Source organism: Micromonospora sp. NPDC018662, assembly GCF_044391475.1.
GTDB lineage: Bacteria > Actinomycetota > Actinomycetes > Mycobacteriales > Micromonosporaceae > Micromonospora.
Map to the genome: position 1 here is coordinate 58,479 of NZ_JBISAC010000011.1, position 24,327 is coordinate 82,805.

17 protein-coding genes are annotated in these 24,327 nt (G+C 74.7%); 11 read left to right on the forward strand and 6 right to left on the reverse strand.

All coding sequences use genetic code 11. The features are described 5' to 3' along the window. The first annotated feature begins 5 nt into the window (after positions 1–5). From ACH495_RS26120 to ACH495_RS26140, 5 genes are read left to right on the forward strand one after another with little or no spacing between them, the layout of a single operon-like run. On the forward strand, positions 6–5,462 hold the full coding sequence (locus tag ACH495_RS26120) for an SDR family NAD(P)-dependent oxidoreductase (protein ID WP_396860345.1): 5,457 nt from the start codon (positions 6–8) through the stop codon (positions 5,460–5,462). A gap of 35 nt (positions 5,463–5,497) precedes the next feature. Beyond that, complete coding sequence (locus ACH495_RS26125; RefSeq protein ID WP_396860346.1) at positions 5,498–6,451, forward strand: TauD/TfdA family dioxygenase; 954 nt, start codon at positions 5,498–5,500, stop codon at positions 6,449–6,451. Position 6,452: 1 nt separating this feature from the next. After that, entirely contained in the window at positions 6,453–6,641 is a 189-nt protein-coding gene (locus tag ACH495_RS26130) for an MbtH family protein (RefSeq protein ID WP_396860347.1), read from the forward strand. Beyond that, the gene (locus tag ACH495_RS26135; protein WP_396860348.1) at positions 6,638–9,760 is read left to right on the forward strand and encodes an amino acid adenylation domain-containing protein; all 3,123 of its coding nucleotides are present in this window, start codon (positions 6,638–6,640) and stop codon (positions 9,758–9,760) included. Before ACH495_RS26130 ends, ACH495_RS26135 begins: the two co-directional genes overlap by 4 nt. Next, a complete protein-coding gene (locus ACH495_RS26140) occupies positions 9,760–15,246 on the forward strand; it encodes an amino acid adenylation domain-containing protein (protein ID WP_396860349.1) in 5,487 nt (1,828 codons plus the stop codon). Before ACH495_RS26135 ends, ACH495_RS26140 begins: the two co-directional genes overlap by 1 nt. 84 nt (positions 15,247–15,330) lie before the next feature. Here the strand turns inward: ACH495_RS26140 and ACH495_RS26145 are convergent, their stop codons facing one another. Further along, complete coding sequence (locus ACH495_RS26145; protein ID WP_396860350.1) at positions 15,331–16,083, reverse strand: GNAT family N-acetyltransferase; 753 nt, start codon at positions 16,081–16,083, stop codon at positions 15,331–15,333. A 268-nt stretch (positions 16,084–16,351) separates the two neighbouring features. Between ACH495_RS26145 and ACH495_RS26150 the strand changes: the two genes are divergently transcribed. After that, positions 16,352–16,633 (forward strand): DUF2277 domain-containing protein, encoded by a 282-nt coding sequence (locus ACH495_RS26150; RefSeq protein WP_396860351.1) that lies wholly within the window; start codon positions 16,352–16,354, stop codon positions 16,631–16,633. A gap of 33 nt (positions 16,634–16,666) precedes the next feature. On the opposite strand, the gene ACH495_RS26155 is transcribed toward ACH495_RS26150, so the two are convergent. The 3 genes from ACH495_RS26155 to ACH495_RS26165 are packed head-to-tail and all read right to left on the reverse strand — an operon-like array spanning position 16,667 to position 19,087. Continuing rightward, a complete protein-coding gene (locus ACH495_RS26155) occupies positions 16,667–17,884 on the reverse strand; it encodes a hypothetical protein (protein ID WP_396860352.1) in 1,218 nt (405 codons plus the stop codon). A 42-nt stretch (positions 17,885–17,926) separates the two neighbouring features. Next, positions 17,927–18,439 carry an NUDIX hydrolase gene (locus ACH495_RS26160; RefSeq protein ID WP_396860353.1) on the reverse strand — a complete coding sequence of 171 codons (513 nt, stop codon included), beginning with the start codon at positions 18,437–18,439 and terminating at the stop codon, positions 17,927–17,929. Between the two features lie 27 nt (positions 18,440–18,466). Beyond that, positions 18,467–19,087 carry a hypothetical protein gene (locus ACH495_RS26165; RefSeq protein WP_396860354.1) on the reverse strand — a complete coding sequence of 207 codons (621 nt, stop codon included), beginning with the start codon at positions 19,085–19,087 and terminating at the stop codon, positions 18,467–18,469. Positions 19,088–19,192: 105 nt separating this feature from the next. Here ACH495_RS26165 and ACH495_RS26170 point away from each other — a divergent pair, with 105 nt between their 5' ends. Continuing rightward, positions 19,193–19,930, forward strand: a complete 738-nt coding sequence (locus ACH495_RS26170; RefSeq protein WP_396860355.1) for a methyltransferase domain-containing protein — start codon at positions 19,193–19,195, stop codon at positions 19,928–19,930. A 128-nt stretch (positions 19,931–20,058) separates the two neighbouring features. Here the strand turns inward: ACH495_RS26170 and ACH495_RS26175 are convergent, their stop codons facing one another. Next, entirely contained in the window at positions 20,059–20,655 is a 597-nt protein-coding gene (locus tag ACH495_RS26175) for a DUF4291 domain-containing protein (RefSeq protein WP_396860356.1), read from the reverse strand. Between the two features lie 75 nt (positions 20,656–20,730). Between ACH495_RS26175 and ACH495_RS26180 the strand changes: the two genes are divergently transcribed. Continuing rightward, complete coding sequence (locus ACH495_RS26180) at positions 20,731–21,225, forward strand: type II toxin-antitoxin system PemK/MazF family toxin (RefSeq protein ID WP_396860357.1); 495 nt, start codon at positions 20,731–20,733, stop codon at positions 21,223–21,225. Positions 21,226–21,267: 42 nt separating this feature from the next. Here the strand turns inward: ACH495_RS26180 and ACH495_RS26185 are convergent, their stop codons facing one another. Continuing rightward, entirely contained in the window at positions 21,268–21,903 is a 636-nt protein-coding gene (locus tag ACH495_RS26185; RefSeq protein WP_396860358.1) for a GGDEF domain-containing protein, read from the reverse strand. 221 nt (positions 21,904–22,124) lie between these two features. On the opposite strand from ACH495_RS26185, the gene ACH495_RS26190 reads away from it, so the two are divergent. The 3 genes from ACH495_RS26190 to ACH495_RS26200 all read left to right on the forward strand — a co-directional run bounded on the left by ACH495_RS26190 (position 22,125) and on the right by ACH495_RS26200 (position 24,313). Further along, positions 22,125–22,379, forward strand: a complete 255-nt coding sequence (locus ACH495_RS26190; RefSeq protein ID WP_396860359.1) for a DUF397 domain-containing protein — start codon at positions 22,125–22,127, stop codon at positions 22,377–22,379. Between the two features lie 159 nt (positions 22,380–22,538). After that, positions 22,539–23,372 (forward strand): helix-turn-helix domain-containing protein, encoded by an 834-nt coding sequence (locus tag ACH495_RS26195; protein ID WP_396860483.1) that lies wholly within the window; start codon positions 22,539–22,541, stop codon positions 23,370–23,372. A 95-nt stretch (positions 23,373–23,467) separates the two neighbouring features. Next, the gene (locus ACH495_RS26200) at positions 23,468–24,313 is read left to right on the forward strand and encodes an SAM-dependent methyltransferase (protein WP_396860360.1); all 846 of its coding nucleotides are present in this window, start codon (positions 23,468–23,470) and stop codon (positions 24,311–24,313) included. The last annotated feature ends 14 nt before the right edge of the window (positions 24,314–24,327 follow it).

Genomic DNA, 24,327 nt, shown 5'->3' on the forward strand with positions numbered 1-24,327 from the left:
CTCCCATGCAGAACGATATTTCCGCCGCCGACGACGGCATCGAGCCCATCGCGATCGTCGGGCTGGCCGCCCGCCTGCCCGGCGCGGCCGACATCGGCGAGTTCTGGCGCAACCTGGTCGACGGCGTGGAGTCGACGACCGAGCTGACCCGCGAGGAGCAGCTCGCCCGCGGCGTCAGCGTCGACGAGGTCGACGACCCGAGCTGGGTGAACCGGGCTCCGCTGGTCGACGGCTACGACGAGTTCGACGCCGGCCTGTTCGGGATGACCGCCCGCGAGGCCGAGACCACCGACCCGCAGCACCGGCTGTTCCTGGAGACCTGCTACACCGCGTTGCAGGACGCCGGCTACGACCCGGGCCGCTACGAGGGCGCGGTCGGCGTCTACGCCGGCAGCGGCGGCACCACCTACCTGAACCGCTACGTGCTGCGCAACAAGCGCGTCGGCGGCAACCCGCACGGCGCGGTCTCCATCGCCACCGGCAACTCGCCGAACTACGTGGCGACCAACGTCTCGTACCGGCTGGACCTGCGCGGGCCGAGCATGACCGTGCACACCGCCTGCTCCACCTCGCTGGTCGCGTTCCACCTGGCCTGCGAGGCGCTGCGCAACGGCGAGTGCGACATGGCGCTGGCCGGTGGCGTCAACATCGAGCTGCCGCACGCCGGCTACCTGGGCATGGACGGCTTCACCTCGCCGGACGGGCGGTGCCGGCCGTTCGACGCCGACGCCAACGGCACGGTGTGGGGCAGCGGCGTCGGCGTCACCCTGCTCAAGCGCCTCTCCGACGCGATCGCCGACGGCGACACGATCCGCGCGGTGGTGCTCGGCAACGCGATCAACAACGACGGTGCCGGGAAGGTCGGCTTCACCGCGCCCAGCATCGACGGGCAGATGGAGGCCGTGGCCCAGGCCGTCGGGCTGGCCGGGATCGACCCGCGCACCATCAGCTACGTCGAGGCGCACGGCACCGGCACCGCGCTCGGTGACCCGATCGAGGTCGCCGCGCTCTCCGCCGTCTACACGAAGGACACCGACGACCGGGGTTGGTGCGGCATCGGCTCGGTGAAGTCCAACATCGGCCACCTCAGCCAGCCCTCCGGCATCGTCAGCGTGATCAAGGCGGTGCTCGCGATGGAGCACGGCCTGATCCCGCCGACCATCAACTACGAGACGCCGAACCCGGCCATCGACTTCGCCGACACCCCGTTCTACGTGGCGAACACGCTGACCAAGTGGGACGCCGACGGCGGGCCGCGCCGGGCCGGGGTCAGCTCGTTCGGCATCGGCGGCACCAACGCGCACGTGGTGCTGGAGGAGGCGCCGGCCGCGTACCGGGCCGAGCGGCGGGTCCGCCCGGCGCACCTGCTCCAGGTGTCGGCGAAGACCCCTACCGCGCTGGACGCCGCCGTGCGGGACCTCGCCGACCACCTGGAGCGCGCCACCGCCGGCAGCCCGGACCTGCTCGCCGACGTCGCGCACACGCTGCGCGTCGGCCGGCAGCGGTACGCCCACCGCGCCGCCGTGGTCGCCGGCGACCCGCAGACCGCCGCCGCCGCGCTGCGGGACAAGCGCAAGGCGCACCGGGGCGTCGCCGACGGTCCGGCTCCCCGGGTGGCGTTCCTGTTCAGCGGGCAGGGCTCGCAGTACGCCGGGATGGGCGCCGAGCTGTACGCCGAGGACCCGGCGTTCGCCGCCGCCGTCGACGAGTGCGCCGAGCTGCTCCGCGGTGAGCTGGGCCTGGACATCCGGGACCTGATCCTGGGCCGGGACCCGGAGGCGGCGACGAAGCTCACCGAGACCCGCTGGACCCAGCCGGCCCTGTTCACCGTCGAGTACGCGCTGGCCGCCGCCTGGCGGGCTGCCGGCGTCACCCCGGCCGCGATGGTCGGCCACTCGATCGGCGAGTACGTGGCCGCGACGCTCGCCGGCGTGCTCGACCTGGCCGACGCGCTGCGGGTGGTGGCCGCCCGGGGCCGGCTCATGCACGCCCTGCCGGCCGGGTCCATGCTGGCCGTCACGCTGGACGAGTCGGCGGTGGCCGAGCGGCTGCCCGAGGGCCTGTCGGTGGCGACCGTGAACGGCCCCGGCACCTGTGTGGTGGCCGGCGAGACCGCGCTGGTGGAGGCGTTCGCGGAGAGCCTGGGCAGCAAGCAGAAGTCGAAGCTGCTGCGCACCTCGCACGCGTTCCACTCGCCGATGATGGACCCGATCCTGGACGAGTTCACCGCGCTGATGGCGACCGTGCCGCTGCGCGCGCCGACGGTGCCGTTCGTGTCAAACGTGACCGGCACCTGGATCACCGAGGCGCAGGCCACCGATCCGGCGTACTGGGCCGCCCACCTGCGCCGCCCGGTCCGCTTCGGGGCGTGCGTGGCCACGCTGCTCGCCGAGGGCACCTGGGCGCTCGTCGAGTGCGGCCCGGGCCGGCAATTGGCCAACCTGGCCCGGATGCAGGTCGCGAAGGCCGGCGAGGCGCAGCGCGCGCTCACCCCGCTGGGCAGCCTGCCCGGCCCGGGGGAGCCGGTCGGTGACCTGGCCACGCTGCTCGGCACCGCGGGCGCGCTGTGGTGCGTCGGGGTGCCGGTGACGCTCGCCGTCGACCCCGACGCGCGGCGGGTGCCGCTGCCCACGTACCCGTTCGAGCGTCGCCGCTACTGGGTCGAGCCGGACCCGGTGGAGCAGGCGGCGGCGGCCCCGGTCGAGACCGGCCCGCGTCCGCTGCCGGAGTGGTTCGCGGTGCCGGTGTGGCGGCAGGCCGGGCCGGCCCGGACGGTCGAGCCGCTGGGCCGGTGCCTGGTGCTGGCCGACGGTCCGCGCGGCGAGGCGCTCGTCGCGGCGCTGCGGGCCGCCGGCGACGACCCGGTCGAGGTACGCGCCGGCGGCGTGTTCGCCGCCACCCCGAACGGTTTCCGGCTGCGCCCCGGCGCGCGGGAGGACGCCGAGGCGCTGGTCGCCGCGCTCGGCGCGGACCTGCCCCGGCGGATCGTGCACGCGTTCGCGCTGGACGGCGAGCCGGCCGGCACCGACGTCGCCGCCGCCTGGGCCGCCCAGGAGCGCGGCTTCTTCGGCGCGCTGCACCTGGTGCAGGCGCTCGCCGGCGCCGGCCTGACCGCCGACGAGGCGGGTGTCCGGCTGGACCTGGTCACCGCCGGCATCGGCGACGTGCGCGGCGACGACCTGGTCCGGCCGGAGCACGCCACGCTGGCCGGCCTGGCCCGGGTGCTCCCGGCCGAGCTGCCCGGCCTGACGGTCCGGCTGCTCGACGCCGACCCGGCCGCGCGCGGCGTGGCCGCTCTCGCGGTGGAGCTGCGCAGCCCGGTCGACCCGGAGCACCCGGAGGTGGCGTTGCGCCGCGACCGGCGTTGGGTGGGCGGCTACGAGCAGGTGACAGTGGCCGCCGAGGACGAGCCGGGCGTGCTGCGGGAGGAGGGCCGCTACCTGATCACCGGTGGTCTCGGCGGCATCGGCGTCACGCTGGCCGAGGACTTCGCCCGCCGGGCCCGCGCCAAGCTGGTGTTGCTGGCCCGTTCCGGCCTGCCCGGGCGGGACGACTGGGACGCGCACCTGGCGGTGCACGGCGGCGCGGACCGGGCCGGCCGGGCCATCGCGGCGATCCGCCGGATGGAGGCGGCCGGCGCGGAGGTGCTGGTGCTCGCCGCCGACGTCACCGACGCCGACGACCTGCGCCGGGTCCGGGAGGAGGCGGAGCGCCGGTTCGGCGGTCTGGACGGCATCGTGCACGCCGCCGGCCTGCCCGGTGGCGGCATGGCCGAGGTGAAGGAGCGGGCCGAGGCGGAGCGGGTGCTCGCGCCGAAGCTGGCCGGCACGCTGGCGCTGGCCCAGGTCTTCGGCGACCTGCCGCTGGACTTCGTGGTGCTCTGCTCGTCGATCACGGCGGTGATCGGCGGGTTCGGTCAGGTCGACTACTGCGCCGCGAACAACGTGCTGGACGCGTTCGCCCGCTCCGGCGTCGGGTTCCGCGCGCCTGTGGTGTCGCAGAACTGGGGCGGCTGGGCCGAGGTGGGCATGGCCGTGGAGACGGCCGCGCCGGCCGCGTTCCGGGCCGCCGGGCGGGACACGCTGACCAGCCCGGTCACCCACCCGGTGCTGACCACCATGGTCACCGGCCCGGACGGCGCCGTGCTGCACGGCCTGGTCGCGGCCGACACGCACTGGCTGCTCGACGAGCACCGGATCGGCGGGGTGCCGGTGGTGCCGGGCACCGCCCACCTGGAGTCGGTGCGCGCCGCGGTGGTCGCCGCGCTGCCCGCGCCGGCGCCGGACGCCGCGGTGGAGCTGCGCGACGTGGTGTTCCTGGAGCCGTTCTCGGTGCCGGACGGCACCGTCGCGCAGTACCGGGTGGAGCTGGCCCCGACCGAGGACGGTGTGGACTTCACCGTGGCCAGCCTCGCCGCCGGCCGGCTGCGCGCCCACGTGCGCGGCACCGCCGGCTGGACCACCGAGGCCGCGCCGCCGGCCGCCCCGGCCGCTGTGGCCGGCCGGCGGGTCGACGACGACGCGTCGTTCGGCCGGGGGCGTACCAGCATGCTCACGTTCGGGCCGCGCTGGGCCGCGCTGGCCGAGCACCACCTCGCCGACGGGGAGGAGCTGGCCCGGGTGGAGGCGCCCGAAGCGGCCCGGGCCGACCTGCCGTCCTGGGGGCTGCACCCGGCGCTGCTCGACGTGGCGACCGCGTTCGGCCGGGGCCAGGGCGACGGCACCTACCTGCCGCTGTCGTACGGCCGGATCGTGGTGCGCGGGACGCTGCCGGCGACGTTCCACAGTCACCTGCGGCACCGGCCGGCCGCCACCGACGAGGTGGTCGCCGCCGACCTGTCGCTGCGCGACCCGGACGGCCGGGAACTGGTCGCGATCAGCGACTTCGTGCTGCGCCGGGTGGACCAGAGCGCGGTCACCGGCAATCTCGCCGAGGCCCCGGCGGCCGACGCGCCGGCCACGGTCACCGAGGACATCCGGCCGGTGGACGGCGCGGAGGCGTTCCGTCGCAGCCTCGGCGCGGGCCTGGGCGCGCAGGTGGTGATCGCGACCCGCACGGTGGCCGACATCCGGCACCGGGCCGCCCGGGTCACCACGGACAGCCTGGCCGAGGAGACCGACGCCCCGGCCGGCGCGCCGGCCGCTGCCGGCGGCGGCTCGGCCGCCCCGCGCACCGAGCTGGAGAGGACCGTCGCCCAGGTGTGGCGCGACGGCCTCGGCGTCACCGACGTCGGCGTGGACGACGACTTCTTCGCGCTCGGCGGCAACTCGCTGGTCGCCGTGCAGCTCATCGCCGCGATGCGCAAGGCGACCGGGGTGCGGCTGCCGATGCGCAGTCTCTTCGAGACCCCCACCGTGGCCGGTCTGGCGGCCCGGATCGAGGAGTTGCGCGCCGAGGCCCCCGCCGACCAGCCGCCCGCCCCGGCGGCGATCCCGGCCATTCCGCGGCTGCCCCGCGGCTGACACCCCCCGACACGGAATCAAGGAGACACCGCACCATGAGCGAGACAACCGCCACCCTCCCGGTGGTCGTCGAGAACGACGGCCGGGCGCTGACCGAGCTGATCACGGCCCGGCGCGCCGAGCTGCGGGACACCCTCGTCGCGCACGGCGGGCTGCTGTTCCGGGGCTTCGACACCGGCGGTGTGGACGGCTTCGACGCCGCCGTCCGCGCGCTGGCCGGCGAGCCGCTGACCTACACCGAGCGGTCCTCGCCCCGGCACTCCATCAAGGGCCGGGTCTACACCTCGACCGACTACCCGCCGGACGAGGAGATCTTCCTGCACAACGAGAACTCGTACCAGGCGCGGTGGCCGCTGACGTTGTTCTTCTACTGCGTCACCCCGCCGGAGACGAAGGGCGCCACGCCGCTGGCCGACGTGCGCCGGGTGTACGAGCTGATCGACCCGGCGGTCCGGGAGGAGTTCGTCCGGCGGCGCTGGATGCTGGTGCGCAACTTCCACGGCGACTTCGGCACCCGCTGGCAGGAGGTGTTCAACACGGAGAGCCGCGCCGAGGTCGAGGCGTACGCGGCGGCCAACGGCATCACCGTGGAGTGGGTCGGCAAGGACGGCCTGCGCACCCGCGCGGTCCGCGACGCGGTGCATCACCGGCCCGGCTCGGACACGCCGCGCTGGTTCAACCACGCCACGTTCTTCCACCTCAGCACGCTGCCGGCGGACTACCAGGAAGGGCTGCTGGCCATGTTCGGCGCGGACGGGCTGCCGTCGAACACCTACTACGGCGACGGCGGCGAGATCCCCGCCGACGTCATGGACCACCTGCGGGCCGCCTACCGGGCGGCCACGGTCCGCTTCGACTACCAGCGCGACGACGTGCTGGTGGTCGACAACATGACCGCCGCGCACGGCCGGGAGCCGTTCACCGGCCCCCGCAAGATCGCCGTGGCGATGGCCGAGGCGTACACCCCCGACACCGCTGGAGCGAACTGACATGGCCGAACCCCGATTCCTGGTCGTCCGCAACGACGAGGAGCAGTACTCGATCTGGTCGGCCGACCGGGAGCTGCCCGCCGGCTGGCACGACACCGGCTTCGCCGGCAGCCGCGAGGAGTGCCTCGCCCACGTGGACGAGGTCTGGACCGACATGCGTCCCCGCTCGGTACGCGAGACGCTCTCATGAGCCAGCGCGAGTGGACGTTCCCGGCCTCCTACGCCCAGGAGCGGGTGTGGATGGCCAACCAGCTCGACGCCGGCTCGCCGGTGTTCAACGTCTCCATACCGTGGGCCTTCCCGGCCGGCGTGGACGCCGAGGCGGCGAGCGACGTGGTCAACCGGGTGGTGGCCCGGCACGAGGCGCTGCGTACCCACCTGCGCGTCGACGACGGCGCGCTGGTGCAGGTGGTGCGCGCCCACGAGCCGACGCCGCTGCCCACCACCGACCTGAGTCACCTGCCGGCCGGTGAGCGGCTGGCCGAGTTCGAGCGGCTCCGCACCGAGCTGGCCCGCACCCCGATCCCGCTGGACGCGCCGCCGCCGTGGCGGGCCCGGCTGATCCGCCTCGACGACGCCTGGGCGCTGGCGTTCGTGGCGCACCACGCGGTCTTCGACAGCCACTCGGCGGTGCTGTTCCACGCCGAGCTGGCCGCGTTCTGCGAGGCCGCGCGCACCGGCGCCGAGCCCGCCGTGCCCGAGCTGCCCATCCAGTACGCCGACTTCGCGGTCTGGCAGCGCCAGCAGCTCACCGGCGACGAACTGGACCGGCAGCTCGCGTTCTGGACCGGTCACCTGGCCGGCGCCCCGGCGGTCACCGGCCTGCCGCTGGACCGGCCCCGCCCGGCGCAGCTCGGCTTCGCCGGCGACGAGGTGCGGTTCACGCTGCCCGACGGGCTGCTCGACCGGGTCGGCGCGCTGGCCGTCGGCGCGCAGGCCACGCCGTACATGGTGCTGCTGGCCGGCTTCGCGGCGCTGCTGTCCCGGATCTCCGGCGACCCCGACGTGGTGGTCGGCGTCTCCACCGCGGGCCGTGACAACCCGGAGCTGGCGTCGCTGATCGGGATGTTCGTCAACCCGGTGGCGCTGCGCTGCGACGTCTCCGGCGACCCGACCTTCGCCGACCTGCTCGGCCGGGTGCGCAACGGCCTGATCGACGCCATGGAGCACGGGCAGACCCCGTTCCAGAAGATCGTCGAGGCGGTGGACCCGCAGCGCGACCCGTCCGTGCAGCCGATCTTCCAGACCGCGCTGAACTGGATCCCGGACTCCGGGCTCGACCCGGTCGAGCTGGGCACCACCAAGGACGACCTGGCGTTCGACATCACCACCGGGGAGTGCCGCCTGGTCTACCGGACGGCGCTGTTCGACCGGGCGACCGCGGAGACGGTGACGCGGCGCTACGTGCGGCTGCTCGCCGCCGCGGTGGCCGAGCCGGAGCGTCCGGTCGGCGCGCTGCCGCTGCTCACCGACGACGAGCGGGACCTGGTGCTCCGCGCCGGGACCGGCGCCGCGCACGAGCTGCCGGCGACCACCGTGGCCGACGAGGTGCAGCGGCAGGCCGCCGCCACCCCGGACGCGCCGGCGTTGGTCTGCGACGGCGTGACGCTCAGCTACGCCGAGCTGAACACCGCCGCGAACCGGCTGGCCCGGCTGCTGGTGGCGCGCGGGGCCGGCCCGGAGACCCGGGTCGCGCTCGCCCTGCCCCGCTCCTGCGAGCTGGTGGTGGCGATGCTCGCGGTGCTCAAGTCCGGCGCCGCGTACGTGCCGGTGGACACCGCGTACCCGGCCGGGCGGATCGGCTACCTGCTGACCGACGCCGCTCCGGCGCTGGTGGTGGCCACCGCGGACACCGCCGCGCTGGTGCCCGGCGACGCGCTGGTGCTCGACGGGGAGGTCGGCGCGGACCAGCCCGGCGACGACCTGACCGACGCCGACCGGGTCGCCCCGCTGCGCCCCGACCACCCGGCGTACGTGCTGTACACCTCCGGCTCCACCGGCCGCCCCAAGGGCGTGGTGGTCGAGCACCGGGCGGTGGCCGCCTACCTGGCCTGGGCCCGGGCCACCTACCCGGGGCTGGCCGGCGTCGCGCTGCTGCACTCGCCGGTCTCCTTCGACCTCACCGTCACCGGCCTGCTCGGCACGCTCACCGCCGGCGGCACGGTACGGCTGGCCGCGATCGACTCGCCGGCCGCGCGGGCCGGTGGCCGGCCGGCCTTCCTCAAGGTCACCCCGAGTCACCTGCCGCTGCTCGACGGCGAGCTGTCGCCGACGGTCGACCTGGTGATCGGTGGCGAGGCACTCAGCGGCGAGCAGCTCACCGCCTGGCGGGCCGCGCACCCCGAGGTGGCGGTGGTCAACGAGTACGGCCCGACCGAGGCCACCGTCGGCTGCGTCGCGGCCCGGATCGCCCCCGGCGAGCCGGTCGCCCCCGGTCCGGTGCCGATCGGCACGCCCACCTGGAACACCGGCGCGCTGCTGCTCGACGCCGCGGGCCAGCCGGTCCCGCCGGGCGTGGTCGGCGAACTGTACGTCACCGGCGCGCAGGTCGCCCGCGGCTACCACGACCGGCCCGGCCTCACCGCCGAGCGGTTCCGGCCCGGCCCGTACGGCCCGCCCGGCACGCGCATGTACGCCACCGGCGACCTGGCCCGCTGGCGTCCCGACGGGACGCTGGACTACCTGGGCCGCCGCGACGACCAGGTCAAGGTGCGCGGCATGCGGATCGAGCTGGGCGAGGTCGAGGCCGCGCTGCTGGCCCACCCGGACGTGCGGGCCGCCGCCGCGGCGGTACGCACCGACGGCGGCGAGCCGACGCTGGTCGGCTACCTGGTCGGCCCGGCCCACTCCGACTCGGTCCGTGCCGAGCTGGCCCGCGAGCTGCCCGCACACCTGGTGCCGGCCGCCCTGGTCCGGCTGGACGCGCTGCCGCTGACCCCGAACGGCAAGCTGGACCGCGCCGCGCTGCCCGCCCCGGCGGCCACCGAGCCGACCGAGGACAGCTACGTCGCCCCGCGCACCGAGGCCGAGGCGCTGGTCGCCGAGGTCTACGCCGACATCCTCCAGGTGGAGAAGGTCGGCGCGCTGGACGACTTCTTCGCCCTCGGCGGCAACTCGCTGCGCGGCATGCGGGCGATGGCCCGGATCCGCGCCGAGGTGGACGTCGACCTGCCCATGCGGGCGCTGTTCTCCAGCCCCGTGGTGGCCGACCTGGCCGGCCAGATCGAACAGCGGATCGCCGCCGAACTCGACGGCCTCTCCGACACCGAGGTCGCCGCGCTGCTCGCGGCGGAAGAGGGAACCAACTGATGACCGACCTGAAGGATCCGGCCCGCGAGGCGGCCCGGCAGGCGCTGATCGCCAAGCGGTTGCGCGCCCGCCAGTCCGCCCCCACGGCCCGGATCACCCCCCGGCCCGACGGCGCGCAGGTGCCGCTGTCCTACGCCCAGGAGCGGGTCTGGTTCATGGACCAGCTCGCCCCGGGCGAGGCCGCCTACCACATCGCTGTGCCGCTGCGGGTGCGCGGACCGCTCGACGTCGACGCGCTGCGCGCGGCCCTGGCCGCGCTCGCCGCCCGGCACGAGTCGCAACGTACCCGCTTCCCGGCCGACGCCGACGGCCGTCCCACAGTGGTCGTCGCCGACACCCCGGACGTGCCGCTGACCGTGGTGGAGACGCCCGACGAGGCCGCCGCGCAGGCGCTCGTCGACGCCGCGGCGGCCGAGCCGTTCGACCTGGCGCACGGCCCGCTGCTGCGGGCGCTGCTGATCCGGCTGACCCCCTCCGACCACGTGCTCTTCCTCGGCCAGCACCACATCGTCGGCGACGGCTGGTCGGTGGACGTGCTGCTGCGCGACCTGATCACGCTCTACCGGGGCGGCGAGCCGCCGGCCCTGCCGATCCAGTACGGCGACTTCGCCGCCTGGGAGGCCCGGGAGCTGGACGGGCCGCAGGCCCGCGCGCACGTCGACTACTGGAAGCAGCGCCTCGCCGGCATCACGCCGCTGGAGCTGCCGCTGGACCGGCCCCGCCCGGCCACCCAGACCTACCGGGGTGACTTCGTCGAGTTCCAGCTCGACCCGGCGGCCACCGAGGCGCTCAACGCGCTCACCCGCGACAGCGGCGGCACGCTGTTCATGACGTTGCTGTCGGCCTACCAGGTGCTGCTGGCCCGGCACGCCGGCCAGGACGACTTCGCGGTCGGCGCGTCGGTGGCCGGCCGGTCCGCGCCGGAGCTGGAGAACGTCGTCGGCATGTTCATCAACATGTTGCCGCTGCGGTCCGAGCTGGCCGGCGACCCGACCTTCACCGAGCTGCTGGCCCGCACCCGGCGCGGCGTGCTCGACGGCTTCGAGCACGCCGACGTGCCGTTCGCCAAGGTGGTGCACGAGCTGGGCCTGCCGCGTGACGTCAGCCGCTCCCCGGTGTTCCAGACCATGTTCGTGCTCCAGAACTACGAGATGGGCCGGTTCCGCGGCGTGTCCCGCAGCGACGAGGTCACCTTCGAGTGGACCCCGATGGAGCTGAAGGCCACCCGGTTCGACTTCGAGCTGCACGCGGTGGAGACCGTGGACGGGCTCTGGGGCAAGCTGGTCTTCAACACCGACCTGTTCGACCGGGCCACTGTCGAGCGGATGGCGCGGCGGTGGACCGCGCTGCTGGACGCGATCGTCGCCGCGCCGGACACTCCGGTGTCCCGGCTGCCGCTGCTGCCCGACGTCGAGCGGGAGCTGCTCGCCGGCTGGAACGACACCGCGGCGGACTTCCCGCGCGCCGAGACGCTGCACGGCCCGATCGAGGAGCGCGCCGCCGCCACCCCGGACGCGGTCGCCGTCACCATCGACGGGCACAGCCGCACGTACGCGGAGCTGAACGCCGACGCCAACCGGATCGCGCACCGGCTGCGCGCGGCCGGCGTGGGCCCGGAGACGCTGGTCGGGGTGTGCGCGGAACGCTCGGTCGAGCTGGTCGCCGGCCTGCTCGGCGTGCTCAAGGCCGGCGGCGCCTACCTGCCGCTGGACCCGGAGTACCCGGCGGACCGGCTGGCCTTCATGGTCACCGACGCGGACGCGCCGGTGGTGCTGGTCCAGTCGCACCTGCGCGACGTGCTGCCGGCCACCTCGGCGACCGTGCTCGACCTCGACGACGCGACGGTCTGGGCCGACCAGCCGACCACCGACCCGACGCCGCTGGCCGGCCCGGAACACCTGGCATACGTCATCTACACCTCCGGCTCCACCGGCCGCCCGAAGGGGGTGCCGAACACCCACCGGGGCATCGTCAACCGGCTCGACTGGATGCAGAAGACGTACCGCCTCGGCGCCGACGACGCGGTGCTCCAGAAGACGCCGGCCAGCTTCGACGTGTCGGTCTGGGAGTTCTTCTGGCCGCTGCGCACCGGCGCCCGCCTGGTGCTGGCGAAGCCGGGCGGGCACAAGGACGCCGGCTACCTGCGCGACCTGCTGGTGTCCGAGCGGATCACCACCGCCCACTTCGTCCCGTCGATGCTGACCGTCTTCCTGGCCGAGGAGGGCGTCGAGGCGGCCACCGCGCTGCGCCGGGTGATCTGTTCCGGCGAGGAGCTGCCGCTGGCGTCGGCTGTCGACTTCACCGCCCGACTGCCCTGGTGCGGCCTGCACAACCTGTACGGCCCGACCGAGGCGGCCATCGACGTCACCTCCTGGGTGTGTGAGCCGGACCGGCTGGCGCAGGTGACGAGCGTGCCGATCGGCGCGCCGATCGCGAACCTGCGGCTGCACGTGCTCGACGCGGCCGGGGCGCAGTGCCCGGTCGGCGTCGCCGGTGAGCTGCACATCGGCGGCGTCGGGCTGGCCCGTGGCTACCACCGCAGGCCGGCGCTGACCGCGGAGAAGTTCGTTCCCGACCCGTTCTGCGGCGAGCCGGGGGCCCGGCTCTACCGCACCGGCGACCTGGCCCGCTGGGTCGTCGGGCCGGACGGCGCCGGGGTGATCGAGTTCCTCGGCCGGATCGACCACCAGGTCAAGCTGCGCGGCTTGCGCATCGAGCTGGGCGAGATCGAGAGCGCGCTGCGCGAGCAGCCCGGCGTCACCGAGGCCACGGTGATCGTCCGCGAGGACAGCCCGGGCGACAAGCGGCTCACCGCGTACCTGGTCGGGCCGGCCGAGCACGCCGCACTGAAGGCGGCGCTGAAGGACACGCTGCCGGAGTACATGGTGCCGGCCGCGTTCGTCACGCTCGACGCGCTGCCGCTGACCCCGAACGGCAAACTCGACCGCAAGGCGCTGCCCGCGCCGGTGGTCACCCGCGAGGCGTCGGTGGCGCTTGTCGAGCCGCGCGACGACACCGAGCGGGCGCTCGCGGCGATCTGGTCGGAGGTGCTCGGCGTGGAGACGCTCGGCATCGACGACGACTTCTTCGACCTGGGCGGGCACTCCATGCTCGCCACCCAGGTGGTCGCCAAGATCCGCAAGGCGGAGCTGGGCGGCCGGGCGGTCGGCGTGATGGACCTGTTCCAGCAGCGCACCATCCGGGACCTGGCCGCGTTCATCTCCGGCGACGCCACCCAGGAGGGGCCGCGCCGGCTGCTCTACGAGCTGACCAAGCCGATCCCGGTGGCCAAGCGGGTGCTGACGTACGTCTGCGTCCCGTACGGCGGCGGGAGCGCCATCGTCTACCAGCCGCTCGCGGACGCGCTGCCGGCCGGGTACGGGCTGTGGTCGCTCGCCATCCCCGGCCACGACGTCGGTCTCAGCGAGGACGCGGTGCCGTTCGACGAGCTGACCACCCGCGTCGCGGACGAGATCGTGGAGCGGGTCGAGGGCCCGATCGCGCTCTACGGCCACTGCGGCGTGGGCAGCGCGATCGTCGCCGAGGTGGCCCGCAAGGTGGAGGCGGCCGGCCGGGACCTGGCCGCCGTCTACATCGGCGCGATGTTCCCGTTCGCCCGGCCGAAGGGCCCGTTCGCCGCCGCCCGCAACCGGTTGGAGCAGCTCCGCAGCAACAAGCACTACGCGAGCTGGCTCAAGTCGATGGGCGTGGACACCGACGAGCTGGACCCGGAGCAGGCCGACCGGATCATCAGCAACATGCGGGCCGACTCCCGCGCCTCGGAGGAGTACTTCACCCGGCTGCTGGACCGGCAGGCGACGAAGCTGCGCGCGCCGATCATCTCGGTGGTCGGCTCCGAGGACCCGGTCACCGACTACTACCGCGAGCGGTACGCCGAGTGGCAGTTCCTCAGCGACACGCTCGGGTTGGTGGTGCTCGACCAGGCCGGGCACTTCTTCCTCAAGTACCGCGCCGAGGAGCTGGCCGAGATCGTCACCCGCACCCACCCCGCGGTGGTGGCCGGTGACCTCACCGGCCTGGACCCGGAGGCCCGGGGCGAGGACGCCGGCTGGGCGGTGCACGACATGCTCCGGGTCGGCGCGGACCGCAAGCCGACCACCACGGTCAAGCCGAGCATGGGCCGGTTCCTGGCGGTCACGATCGGGCAGCTCGTCTCCAGCACCGGGTCGGCGCTGACCGCGTTCGCGTTGCCGATCTGGCTGTTCAACCGCACCGGTTCGGTGGCCGACCTGGGCCTGCTCTGGGCGCTGGCGCTGATCTGCGGCGTGCTCATGCTGCCGGTGGCCGGCGCGCTGGTGGACCGGGTCAGCCGGCGCCGGATCATGATGCTGGCCAGCTCCGTGGCCGGCTCGGTGCAGCTGGTGCTGGCCGCCCTGCTGTGGACCGACAACCTGGTGCTCTGGCACATCTACCTGCTGGTGGCGTTCAGTTCGGTGGCCGGGTCGTTCCAACGGATCGCGTTCCAGTCGGCGGTGCCGCAGCTCGTGCCGAAGCGCTATCTCGGGCACGCGATGGGCATCACCCAGCTCTCCACCGGTGTGGCCACGCTGCTCATGCCGGCGTTCGCCGCCGGCCTGCTCGCCGCCATCGAACTCAAGGGCATCCTGATCGTGGACGTGGCCAGCTACGTGGTCGCGGTGCTCACGCTGGCCGTGGTCCGCTTCCCGGACCTGCTCGGCTGGCGCCCCCGGGAACGGCTGCTGGTGGCCATCGCGAACGGCATGCGCTACTCCTGGCAGCACCGCGGGTTCCGGCTGATGCTCGGCTACTTCGCGCTGGGCAACATCTTCCTGGCGCCGGCGCTGGTGCTCACCACCCCGCTGGTGCTGTCGTTCGGCAGTCCGACGCAGGTGGCGCAGGTAGCGCTCGCCGAGGCGGTGGGCGCGGTGCTCGGCGGCGTGCTGATGTCGCTCTGGGGCGGGCCGCGCAAGCGCCGGATGATCGGCGTGCTGATCGGCAACCTGGGCACCGCGATCGGCTGCGTGCTGATCGGCCTGGACGCGTCGATCGTGATGATCTGCATCGGCTTCTGCTGGCTGGCCATGGCGATGACCACCGCGCAGTCGATCTACGCGACCATCGTCCAGGTGAAGGTGCCGCAGCGCTTCCACGGCCGGGTGTTCAGCCTGAACCAGACCATCGCCTGGTCCACGCTGCCGATCGGCTTCGCGGTGCTCGCGCCGGCCGCCACCGCCGTGTTCGAGCCGATGCTCGCCCCGGGCGGGTCGCTGGCCGGCACCGTGGGCGCGGTGATCGGCACCGGTCCGGGCCGCGGCATCGGCTTCGCGTACGTCTGCTTCGGGGTGATCCTGATCCTGATCACCCTGGGCGGCTTCGCGATCCGGTTGCTGCGCCGCTTCGACCTGGAGGTCGAGGACTCCCTGCCGGACGACCTGATCGGCGCCCAGGAGCGGGAGAAGCGCCTGGCCGCCAAGGCGGAGACCCGGGAGGCCGTCCCGGTCTGACCCCACCCCCCACGCGGTTGATCAAGGAGTTCGCGTCGGTTCCCGAGCCCGGGGCCGACGCGAACTCCTTGATCGTCGGGTCGGTCAGTTCAGGGCGAGGTAGAGACGCTCACCGGCGGGTTGGTAGCCGACGCGCTGGTACACCCGCCACGACTCCGCACCGCTGGCTTCCAGCCAGGTGACCTCCGTGCCCGCGCCGAAGAGTCGCCGGGTCGTCTCGGCGGTGATCGCGCCGGCCAGTCCCCGGCGGCGGTAGGGCTCGCGGACGGCGATGCCGGCCACCTCGCTCACCGCGTCGGCGGGCGGGGTCGCCCCACCGCCGCCCACGCAGGTGCCGGACCCGGCGACCGCCATGACGGCCACGCCGCCGGCCTGCTGGCGGCTCCGGAGTCGGGCGACGTCCGCCGCGGAGGCCGCCGCGGGCTCGCCGAAGGCGTCGTTCTGCGCGTCGATCAGCGCGGCGCGCTGACCATCGGTGCCCGGTTCGATCAGATCGACGTCGTCGGGCGCGGGCGGTGTCCGCAGGCTGTCGGGCACACAGAGCAGGTACGTGTGCCGGGCCTCCACGACGAACCCGGCGGCGGTCAGAAGCGTCTCCAGGCCGGGGGCGCACCTGGCGACGTACTCCAGGCGGGGTTTGCGACCGGCCGCCCGGAAGGCGCCGATCAGCGCGGCGACGTCAGCCGCGGTGACGGCGGCGCCCGGGCGCGGCGTGGCGTAGTTGATGTGCGGGCTGGCCGTGGTCGGATCGATACCCACCACGAACGGCCCCACTTCCAGGGCCGCGGGTCGCGTCGACAGGGTGGCGACGACGCACTGTTGGACGCGAGCATCCATGATCAACGTAAGAACCTCGATGCATGAGAAAGACGACGATTGACGGGCGATGCGTCGGACCGCCGAACCGTGGCCGTGCGGCGCGACGGGTCATCCGTCGCGCGGTCGACACTCAGGCGGCCGCGCGGCCTACCCGGATCACAGGCGTCATTCCCTCATGCGGAGTGCCACGCCGAACGCGTGGTCGGAGCAACGGTGCCGCACCCGGCGGCGGCCTGTCAAGCCTCGGTCGGTGCGGGGTGTCGGTGCGGGCTGGCATGGTGGAGGCATGTGCCGGAACATTCGCGTGCTCCACAACTTCGAGCCGCCCGCGACCGACGACGAGATCGAAGCCGCCGCCGTGCAGTACGTACGCAAGGTCAGCGGCGCGACCCGACCGTCCGCGGCCAACGAGGCGGCGTTCGACGAGGCGGTCCGCGCCGTCACCGCGGCCACCCGGACGCTGCTGGACAGCCTCGTGACGAAGGCGCCCTCGCGGGACCGCGAGGTGGAGGCCGCGAAGGCCAGGGCGCGTGCCGCCGAACGGTACGGGCCGCGGACGGCGTCCTGAGCCGATCCGCCGCGCGTCCGACCCGGGGCCGCGTCACGCGGCCTCGTCGGCGGGCACCTCCGCCGGGTCCGCGACCCACGCGGAGTAGACGGGGAGGGCGTGCCACGGGCCGCCCGCGGCGTCCGTGGCCACCGCCACCACCGCGTACGGGTGGCCGAAGCGCAGGTCGGCGACGCGGGCGACGCCCTCCGGAGGCAGCCCGGCCACCATCCCGAACGCGGTCACCGCGGCGGCCTCGAAGCCGTAGCGGCCGAACCGGGCCACCGCCGACTGCGCCGCCTCGAACGGTGGCTCGGCCAACCCGAGCAGCCCGCCCAGCGCCCGTGCCGCCGCGTCGAAACCGAAGCCGGCCGGTGTCAGGTCGTGTCGGCTCGCCGCCGACCAGCACGGCAGCACGGCGGTGGCGCGTTCCTCCCGGCCGTCCCGGGCGAACGTGCGCGTCGGCTCCTCGCGCACCGTCCAGAGTGGGCTCTCGCCCAGCGGCAGGTCGAACAACGACCGCTGCCCGGGCACCGGCCCGTCCGGCACGGCGGCGGCGGTCACGGCCAGCTGCTGGGCGGCGGCCAGCACCGTGCCGGCCGGCACCTGGGGCGCGGCGGCCACGGAGACCACCAGCATCCCGGCGCCGTCGTCGCCCGCGCGCGCCGGCGCCACGTGCACCGCGACGTCGCCGGCATGCCCGGTGGCCACCACGGCGCAGCGGTGCCCGAACGGGGGTGTCCGCAGCACCTGCCGCAACCGGCCGGCCCAGGCGCTCTCCGCGCCCAGCTCCGCGGCTGGCGCCACCTCGAACGGGTCGGCCCAGGACACCCGGGTGGCCAGCGCGTTCGCCAGGATGAGCAGCGTCTCCGGCGCGACGTCGACCGGGAACCGCTCGACCAGGCCGCCGGTGCGCTCCCGGGCCCACGCGTCCAGCGCCGCCTGGTCGGGCAGCGGGCCGCGCTCGGTCGGCCCGGGCAGCCCGGCCCGCCACTCGGTCAGCTCCTCGAACGGCGTCCGCTCCCACAGCGCGGTGGCCGCGGCGACCATCGGATGCGGTGCGACCAGCAACGCCCGGGCCGCCGCGGCGGCGTCGTCCGGGTCGACACCGAGCGCCTCGGTCAGCGTCGCCCGGGCCTGCCCGGTGGCGGCCGGACCGGTGAGCGCCAGCAGCAGCCAGGCGCCCAACGGCGACGCGACGTGGTGGGTGTCACCGGCGGCGCCGTGCAGCCGTGCGGCGTAGTGGGCCAGGGGTGCGTGGAGTGGATTCACCCCTCCCACTCTGCCGGTTGGCGTGCCCGCCGGCACGCCGGCTCAGGACCACAGTTCGAACGGTTCGTCGATCTCCTCGCCGGCCAGGAACGCCGGCAGCAGCTCCGGCAACCGGCCGGGATAGCAGCGCGGGCGCTCCGCGAGCACCTCGGCCACCGGCCACCAGCGGAATCCGAAGTAGTCCTCCACCTCGTAGTCCATCCGCTGTGCGCCGTCCACGTCCGGCCCCGGCCCGGCCAGCCGGACCGGCACCACCACCTCGTCCTGGAGGTGTCGGCGCTGCCGGTGCCGGAAGCTGGCCCGCCGCCGCCAGGTGGGCGCGCCGATCTCAACCGGCGCGACCACGATGCCCGTCTCCTCGCGCAGCTCGCGCACCGCCGCCTCCCGGTACGTCTCGCCCGGGTCCAGGCCACCGCCCGGCAGTTCCCACCACACGCCCAGGTCCGGATGGTCCGGATCGCGGGTGTGGAACAGCAGCACCCGGTCGGCGGTGTCGAGCACCACCAGCCGTACGGCGCTGCGCTCGAACAGGGGCAGATCGTGCGGCAGGTCCATGCCCGGCAGCGTAGACAGGGGTCCCGTTCAGCGCTTCCGGGAGCGGAAGGGAACCCCGGTGTCGGGTGCCTCCACGATTGGCGCGGCCTGTTCGGCGCCGCAACGGGGGCAGCGCACGCGTACCCCCGGCGGCCGTCCCGGCGCACGCAGGCGCTGGCCGCACCGGCAGGCGAACACCACCGACCGCACCATCCGCAGGTACTCCGCCCGGTCCCGCCGGGGCCACCGGCCGTGGCAGCGCCGGCACAGTCGCGGCGGGAAGCGGTGATACCAGGCCATCGCGACGGCGCCCGCGAGCATCACCGTCCCGGACACCGCCAGGCCCAGCGGCGCGGCCAGGGCCGGCAGCGCCGCCGCCAGGTCACCCGCCCACGCGGTACGCACCCCGACCGCGACGAGCAGCACGACCGCGGGTAGGCCGAGCACGGTCGCGGTGAACCCCCACCCGAACGCGATCAGGCCGAGCACGAACACCGCAGTGGCCCGCCGCGGCGCCCACCGGGCCACGCCGTAACCGCCGCAGCGCGGACAGTCCGGCGGGGCCGGGTGCGGCACGGACCGCAGCACCTTCGGGGCGAGCCACCCGAGAAGCAGCTTCAGCAGCTCCTCGGCCAGCTTCGTGACCAGCGCCTGAAGGAATCCACCCACTGTCGTCCCCCTCACCCCCTGTCATCGTGGCGACCGGAGGCGAGTGGACCGAGCGTGCCGCGTGACGGGCATCCGACACCGTCCGGATCTGGGAGGATGGTGGCCATGTCGCAGTTGTTCGGCGAGACGGCCGGCACCTACCACGAGGCGCGACCGGGCTACCCGGCCGAGCTCGCGGACGTGATCCGGGCCTATCACGGCGGCCCGCCCGGCACCCTGGTCGAGATCGGCGCCGGCACCGGCCTGGCCACCACCGTGCTGCTCGCCCTCGGCGCGACCACGACCTGCGTCGAGCCGGACGCGCGGATGGCCGGCGTGCTCGCCCAACGCTTCCCGGGCGTCCACGTGGTGACCGACGCCTTCGAGCAGTGGCGGCCGCCGGCCGGCGGCGTCGACGTGCTGGCCTGCGCGATGGCCTGGCACTGGCTCGACCCGGCCACCCGCAACCGGCGCGCGCACGACGCGTTGCGTCCCGGCGGCACGCTCGCCGTCCTCAGCCACCGTTACGCCTACGTCGACCAGACGCAGGCCGAGGCGATCCGGGCCGCGTTCGCCGCCGCCGACCCGGACGACCGGGGTGACCGCGTCGACGGCTGGTTCCACGACGACATCGCCGACAGCGGCTGCTTCACCGACCTGCGCCTGTCCCGGTTCCGCCGGTCGGTGCCGCTGGACACCGCCGCCTACCTGCGCCTGGTCGACACGTTCTCGCCGCAGCTGCGCCGCCCGCCGGAGCTGCGCCGGCGGGTTCGTGCCGCGGTCGGCGCCGCGGTCGACGGCTTCGGCGGCACGGTCGTGCTGGACCTGCGCACCACGCTCGTGCTGGCCCGCCGCCCGGCCTGACCGCCCGCCGGGCCCGTCCGCCCGAGCCGCCCGCCGCGACCGCGCGCCTCGGCCCGTCGCCGAGCCGCCCGCCGCGACCGCGCGCCTGGGCCGTCGCCGGGCCGCCCGCCCCGCGTCGGTCCCGCGTGTCAGTCGGCGTCGATCGCCCGGGCCACCGCCGGCGGCAGCGGGTACGGTCGCTCCCGCGGGAGCAGCGCCGCCGCGCCGTCCTCGTCACCGGCGGCGAGCCGGTCGTGCACCGACCGGGCCAGCGCCGTGACGTCGGTGAGCCCGACCAGCCACTCGTCGACGTACCGCCGGACCGCCTCGCCGGAGAGTCCCACCTGCACCGACCGGTGGGACAGCGGGGTCAGCCGCAGCGACCGTTCCGGGTCCCACTGCACCCGGACGGGGCTGGCCCGCAGCGCCCGACGCCAGGCGTCCCGGTCGGGGTGCAGTCGCGGGTCGTGGCCGCTGGGGCAGGCGTGCCGGAGCGCCCACTCGAACCCGGCCCGGCTGATCTCGACCGCGAGCACCCGTTCCTGCCCGGGCTTGAGCGCCCAGCCGCAGCGGTACATCATCCACCGGAACGAGGGCTTGATCCACGTCATCCGCTCCCGCTTGAACGGCGGCACGAACCGACCGGCGGCCAGCGCCGGGTCGGCGATCTCCGCCGGGTACGCCTGGTAGACGGTGAGGGTGCGGTCGGTGAAGGCGGCCCGGATCTGGTGGCGGGGAACGGTCACCGCCGCATGGTGGCGGACCGGGCGACGGGGCCGCCACCGGATTCCCCCGCGCGCCGACCCGCTAGGCTGCCGGCCGTGGCAGGTCTGTTGAGGAACGTGGCGTCCCGGCTCGGTCGGATCACCGGAGGCGCCGCCGCGCCCGCCCGTCCGGGTGGGGCGATCCCGGCCCAGGTCGCGCGCCGGCGTCAGGTCAGTGCGCTGCAGCGCCGCGAGCTGTCGTACGCGCCGGAGCCGGACGGGCAGGCCGACCCGGGGGAGATCGTCTGGACCTGGGTGCCCTACGAGGACGACCCCCGGCAGGGCAAGGACCGGCCGGTGCTGGTGGTGGGCCGGCAGAGCCGCACGCTGTTCGGGCTGATGCTGTCCAGCCAGAGCGAGCGGGACGGCCAGCGGCACTGGCTGTCGCTCGGGCCGGGGGAGTGGGACCGGGACCAGCGGCCCAGTTGGGTCCGCCTGGACCGGGTGCTCACCATGCGCGAGGACGGCATCCGCCGGGAGGGGGCGGTGCTGGACCGGCCCCGGTTCGACCGGGTGGGCCAGGCGCTGCGGGCCGGCTACGGCTGGCGCTGAGCCACCGGGCCGGAGGCCACGCCCGCCCGACCGTCGCCCGGGTCAGTGCTCGGCGACGAGTTGGCGGGGTGCGCGGGCGACGCCGAGCGTCTTCGCCTCGTACATGGCGGCGTCGGCGCGGCACAGCGCGTCGGTGAGCTGGGCGGGGCCGTGCACCGGGGCGAGCCCGACCGACGCGGTGACCCGGATGCTGCGCCCGCCGAGCGGGATCGGCGCGGCCAGCGCCTCGCAGAGCCGGCGGGTGGCGTGCTCGATCCAGCGCCGGTCGGGTGTGGGGCTGGCCAGCAGGCCGGCGAACTCGTCGCCGCCGAGCCGGGCCACCAGGTTGTTGCCGGCGAAGGCGGCCAGCCGCTGGGCCACGCTGACCAGCACCTGGTCCCCGGCGGCGTGCCCGTAGCGGTCGTTGATCTGCTTGAAGCCGTTCAGGTCGAGCACCACCGCCACCAGGGGCTGGCCGGCGGGGTCGGTGAGCAGGGCGGCGGCCAGTCGGAAGAAGGCCCGGCGGTTGGGCAGCCCGGTCAGCGGGTCGTGGCTGGCGGCGTGTCGTTCGGCGGCCAGCTCCGCCTGGAGCAGCTCGAGTTCGGTCTCGGCGCGTAGGGCCCGGCGCCGTAGCTGCCAGGCGGAGAGCAGCGCGCCGGCGGCGGAGATGCCGGAGGCGACGGTCATCGGATCCGGCACGCGCCCTCCTCACCAGTCCCCGGCCGCGCACGGCGGGTTCCGGGGGCCGGGTTCGGGTCACCGAACGTGAGCGACCCGGCACACCGTACGTTCGGCTATCATGCTCGCTGTCCATTGCAGATGCAATAGCAGATGCACGTGCATCTCACTCCTCAGTCGACAGACGTCGCCACCCACCGCTCCTCCCCGCGGCCTCGGCTGGCTCTTCCCGAAGGACGCCCATGAAACCGCCCCCGAACGGCGTACCCGTGACCGAGTTGCCCCCGATGCGATGGTTGAAGAGTCGCCGCAGCAATCCCAGTGGCAACTGCGTCGAGCTGGCCGAGCTGCCCGGCGGCGGCATCGCGGTACGCAACTCCCGGCACCCGGACGGGCCGGCGCTGATCTACACGGTGGACGAGATCGAGGCGTTCGTGCTCGGCGCCCGGGACGGGGACTTCGACCACCTCATTCCGCCGTCCCGTACACGGGACTGATTCGACCGTCCGGGGGAGTTCACCTCACTGTCGGTCCATGGCATGCTTACTCGTCGGCCGGGGAGGGCACCCGGCCGGGAGCAGCCGGGATGCGAGGGCGGTCAAGTGGTGGCGGTGCCCGTCGAGGGTGGACCGACAAGTGGTCCCACGGTGCTGCGCATGCTGCTCGGCGCGCAGTTGCGTCGCCTGCGGGAAGGCGCCGGGGTCAGCCGGGAGAGCGCCGGGTGGGAGATCCGCTCCTCCGAGTCCAAGATCAGCCGGATGGAGCTGGGCCGGGTCGGCTTCAAGGAACGCGACGTCGCCGACCTGCTCACGCTCTACGGCGTCACCGCGCCCGACGAGCGCGCCGCGCTGCTCAAGCTGGCCCGGGACGCGAACAGTCCGGGCTGGTGGCACCGCTACGGCGACGTGCTGCCCGCCTGGTTCCAGTCCTACCTGGGGCTGGAGGCCGCCGCCGCGATGATCCGCACGTACGAGGTGCAGTTCGTGCCCGGCCTGCTGCAGACCGCCGCGTACGCGCGGGAGGTGATCCTGCTCGGGCACCGCGGCGCGACGCCGGCGGAGCTGGACCGGCGGGTCGACCTGCGGATGGAGCGCCAGGGGCTGCTGCGTCGCGCCGACTCGCCGCAGGTGTGGGCGGTGCTGGACGAGGCGGTGCTGCGCCGGCCGATCGGCGGCGCCGCGGTGATGCGTGAACAGCTGGACGCGCTGATCGAGGCGACCACCGCGCCGAACGTGCGGCTCCAGATCGTCCCGTTCACCGCGGGCGGGCACGCGGCCGCCAGCGGAGCCTTCAGCATCCTGCGCTTCGGCGACGAGGACCTGCCGGACATCGTCTACATCGAGCAGCTGACCAGCGCGATCTACCTCGACAAGCGGGACGACCTCGACTACTACGCCGAGGCGATGGAGCGGCTGTGCGTCGAGGCCGCGCCGCCGGAGCGCACCCGGGAGCTGCTCGCCCGCATCCGCGACGAGCTCTACCCGGCCTGACCGACGCCGCGGCGGGCTATACCATGACCCGCATACCGGAGACAGTGGACGCACGTCCTCCCCGCAACGGTGGCGTGCGAGTCGTGGAGGCGGCCTTGACCAGCGATACGAGCGGCACGGCGACCGCGCCGGCCCACCCGGCCGACCGGATCGACACCTCGGTGGCCCACCCGGCCCGGCGGTACAACTACTGGCTCGGCGGCAAGGACAACTTCCAGGCCGACCGCGAGTCCGGCGACGCGATGGCCGCCGCCTTCCCGACCATCCGGCTCAGCGCGCTGGAGAACCGGCGGTTCCTGCGCCGTGCGGTCCGGTACCTGGCCGCCGAGGCGGGGATCCGTCAGTTCCTCGACATCGGCACCGGCATCCCGACCGCTGACAACACGCACGAGGTGGCGCAGGCCGCGGACCCACGCGCCCGGGTGGTCTACGTCGACAACGACCCGATCGTGCTGGCCCACGCCCGGGCGCTGCTCACCAGCTCGCCCGAGGGCGCCACCGCCTACCTCGACGCCGACCTGCGCGACCCGGAGAAGATCCTCGGCCACCCCGAGCTGCGTCGCACCCTGGACCTGTCCGAGCCGGTCGCGCTGATGCTGGTGGCGGTGCTGCACTTCGTGCCGGACACGGACGACCCCTACGCGACGGTCACCCGGCTGCTGGACGCGCTGCCGGCCGGCAGTTACCTGGCCGCCTCGCACGCCACCCACGACCACCTCCCGGCCCAGCTCGCGACCGAGGCGAAGGCGGCGGCCCGCGGTGGCCCGCACGGGTTGATCCACCTGCGCGGCCGGGACGAGTTCGTGCGCTTCTTCGACGGCCTCGAGCTGGTCGAGCCCGGGGTCTGCTCGGTGGCCGAGTGGCGCGCCGACGCCGAACCCGAGCCGCGTCCCTCCGTCGTCGACGTCAGCATGTACGGCGGGGTGGCCCGCAAGCCCTGACCGGCGCGCGACCG

Coding starts and splice junctions, on each gene's coding strand:
- ACH495_RS26140 (WP_396860349.1), top strand. CDS start 9,760: ATGACCGACCTGAAGGATCCGGCCCGCGAGGCGGCCCGGCAGGCGCTG.
- ACH495_RS26195 (WP_396860483.1), top strand. CDS start 22,539: ATGCTGCTCGGCGCGCAGTTGCGTCGCCTGCGGGAAGGCGCCGGGGTC.
- ACH495_RS26190 (WP_396860359.1), top strand. CDS start 22,125: ATGAAACCGCCCCCGAACGGCGTACCCGTGACCGAGTTGCCCCCGATG.
- ACH495_RS26130 (WP_396860347.1), top strand. CDS start 6,453: ATGGCCGAACCCCGATTCCTGGTCGTCCGCAACGACGAGGAGCAGTAC.
- ACH495_RS26160 (WP_396860353.1), bottom strand. CDS start 18,439: ATGGACCTGCCGCACGATCTGCCCCTGTTCGAGCGCAGCGCCGTACGG.
- ACH495_RS26135 (WP_396860348.1), top strand. CDS start 6,638: ATGAGCCAGCGCGAGTGGACGTTCCCGGCCTCCTACGCCCAGGAGCGG.
- ACH495_RS26145 (WP_396860350.1), bottom strand. CDS start 16,083: ATGGATGCTCGCGTCCAACAGTGCGTCGTCGCCACCCTGTCGACGCGA.
- ACH495_RS26150 (WP_396860351.1), top strand. CDS start 16,352: ATGTGCCGGAACATTCGCGTGCTCCACAACTTCGAGCCGCCCGCGACC.
- ACH495_RS26170 (WP_396860355.1), top strand. CDS start 19,193: ATGTCGCAGTTGTTCGGCGAGACGGCCGGCACCTACCACGAGGCGCGA.
- ACH495_RS26120 (WP_396860345.1), top strand. CDS start 6: ATGCAGAACGATATTTCCGCCGCCGACGACGGCATCGAGCCCATCGCG.
- ACH495_RS26125 (WP_396860346.1), top strand. CDS start 5,498: ATGAGCGAGACAACCGCCACCCTCCCGGTGGTCGTCGAGAACGACGGC.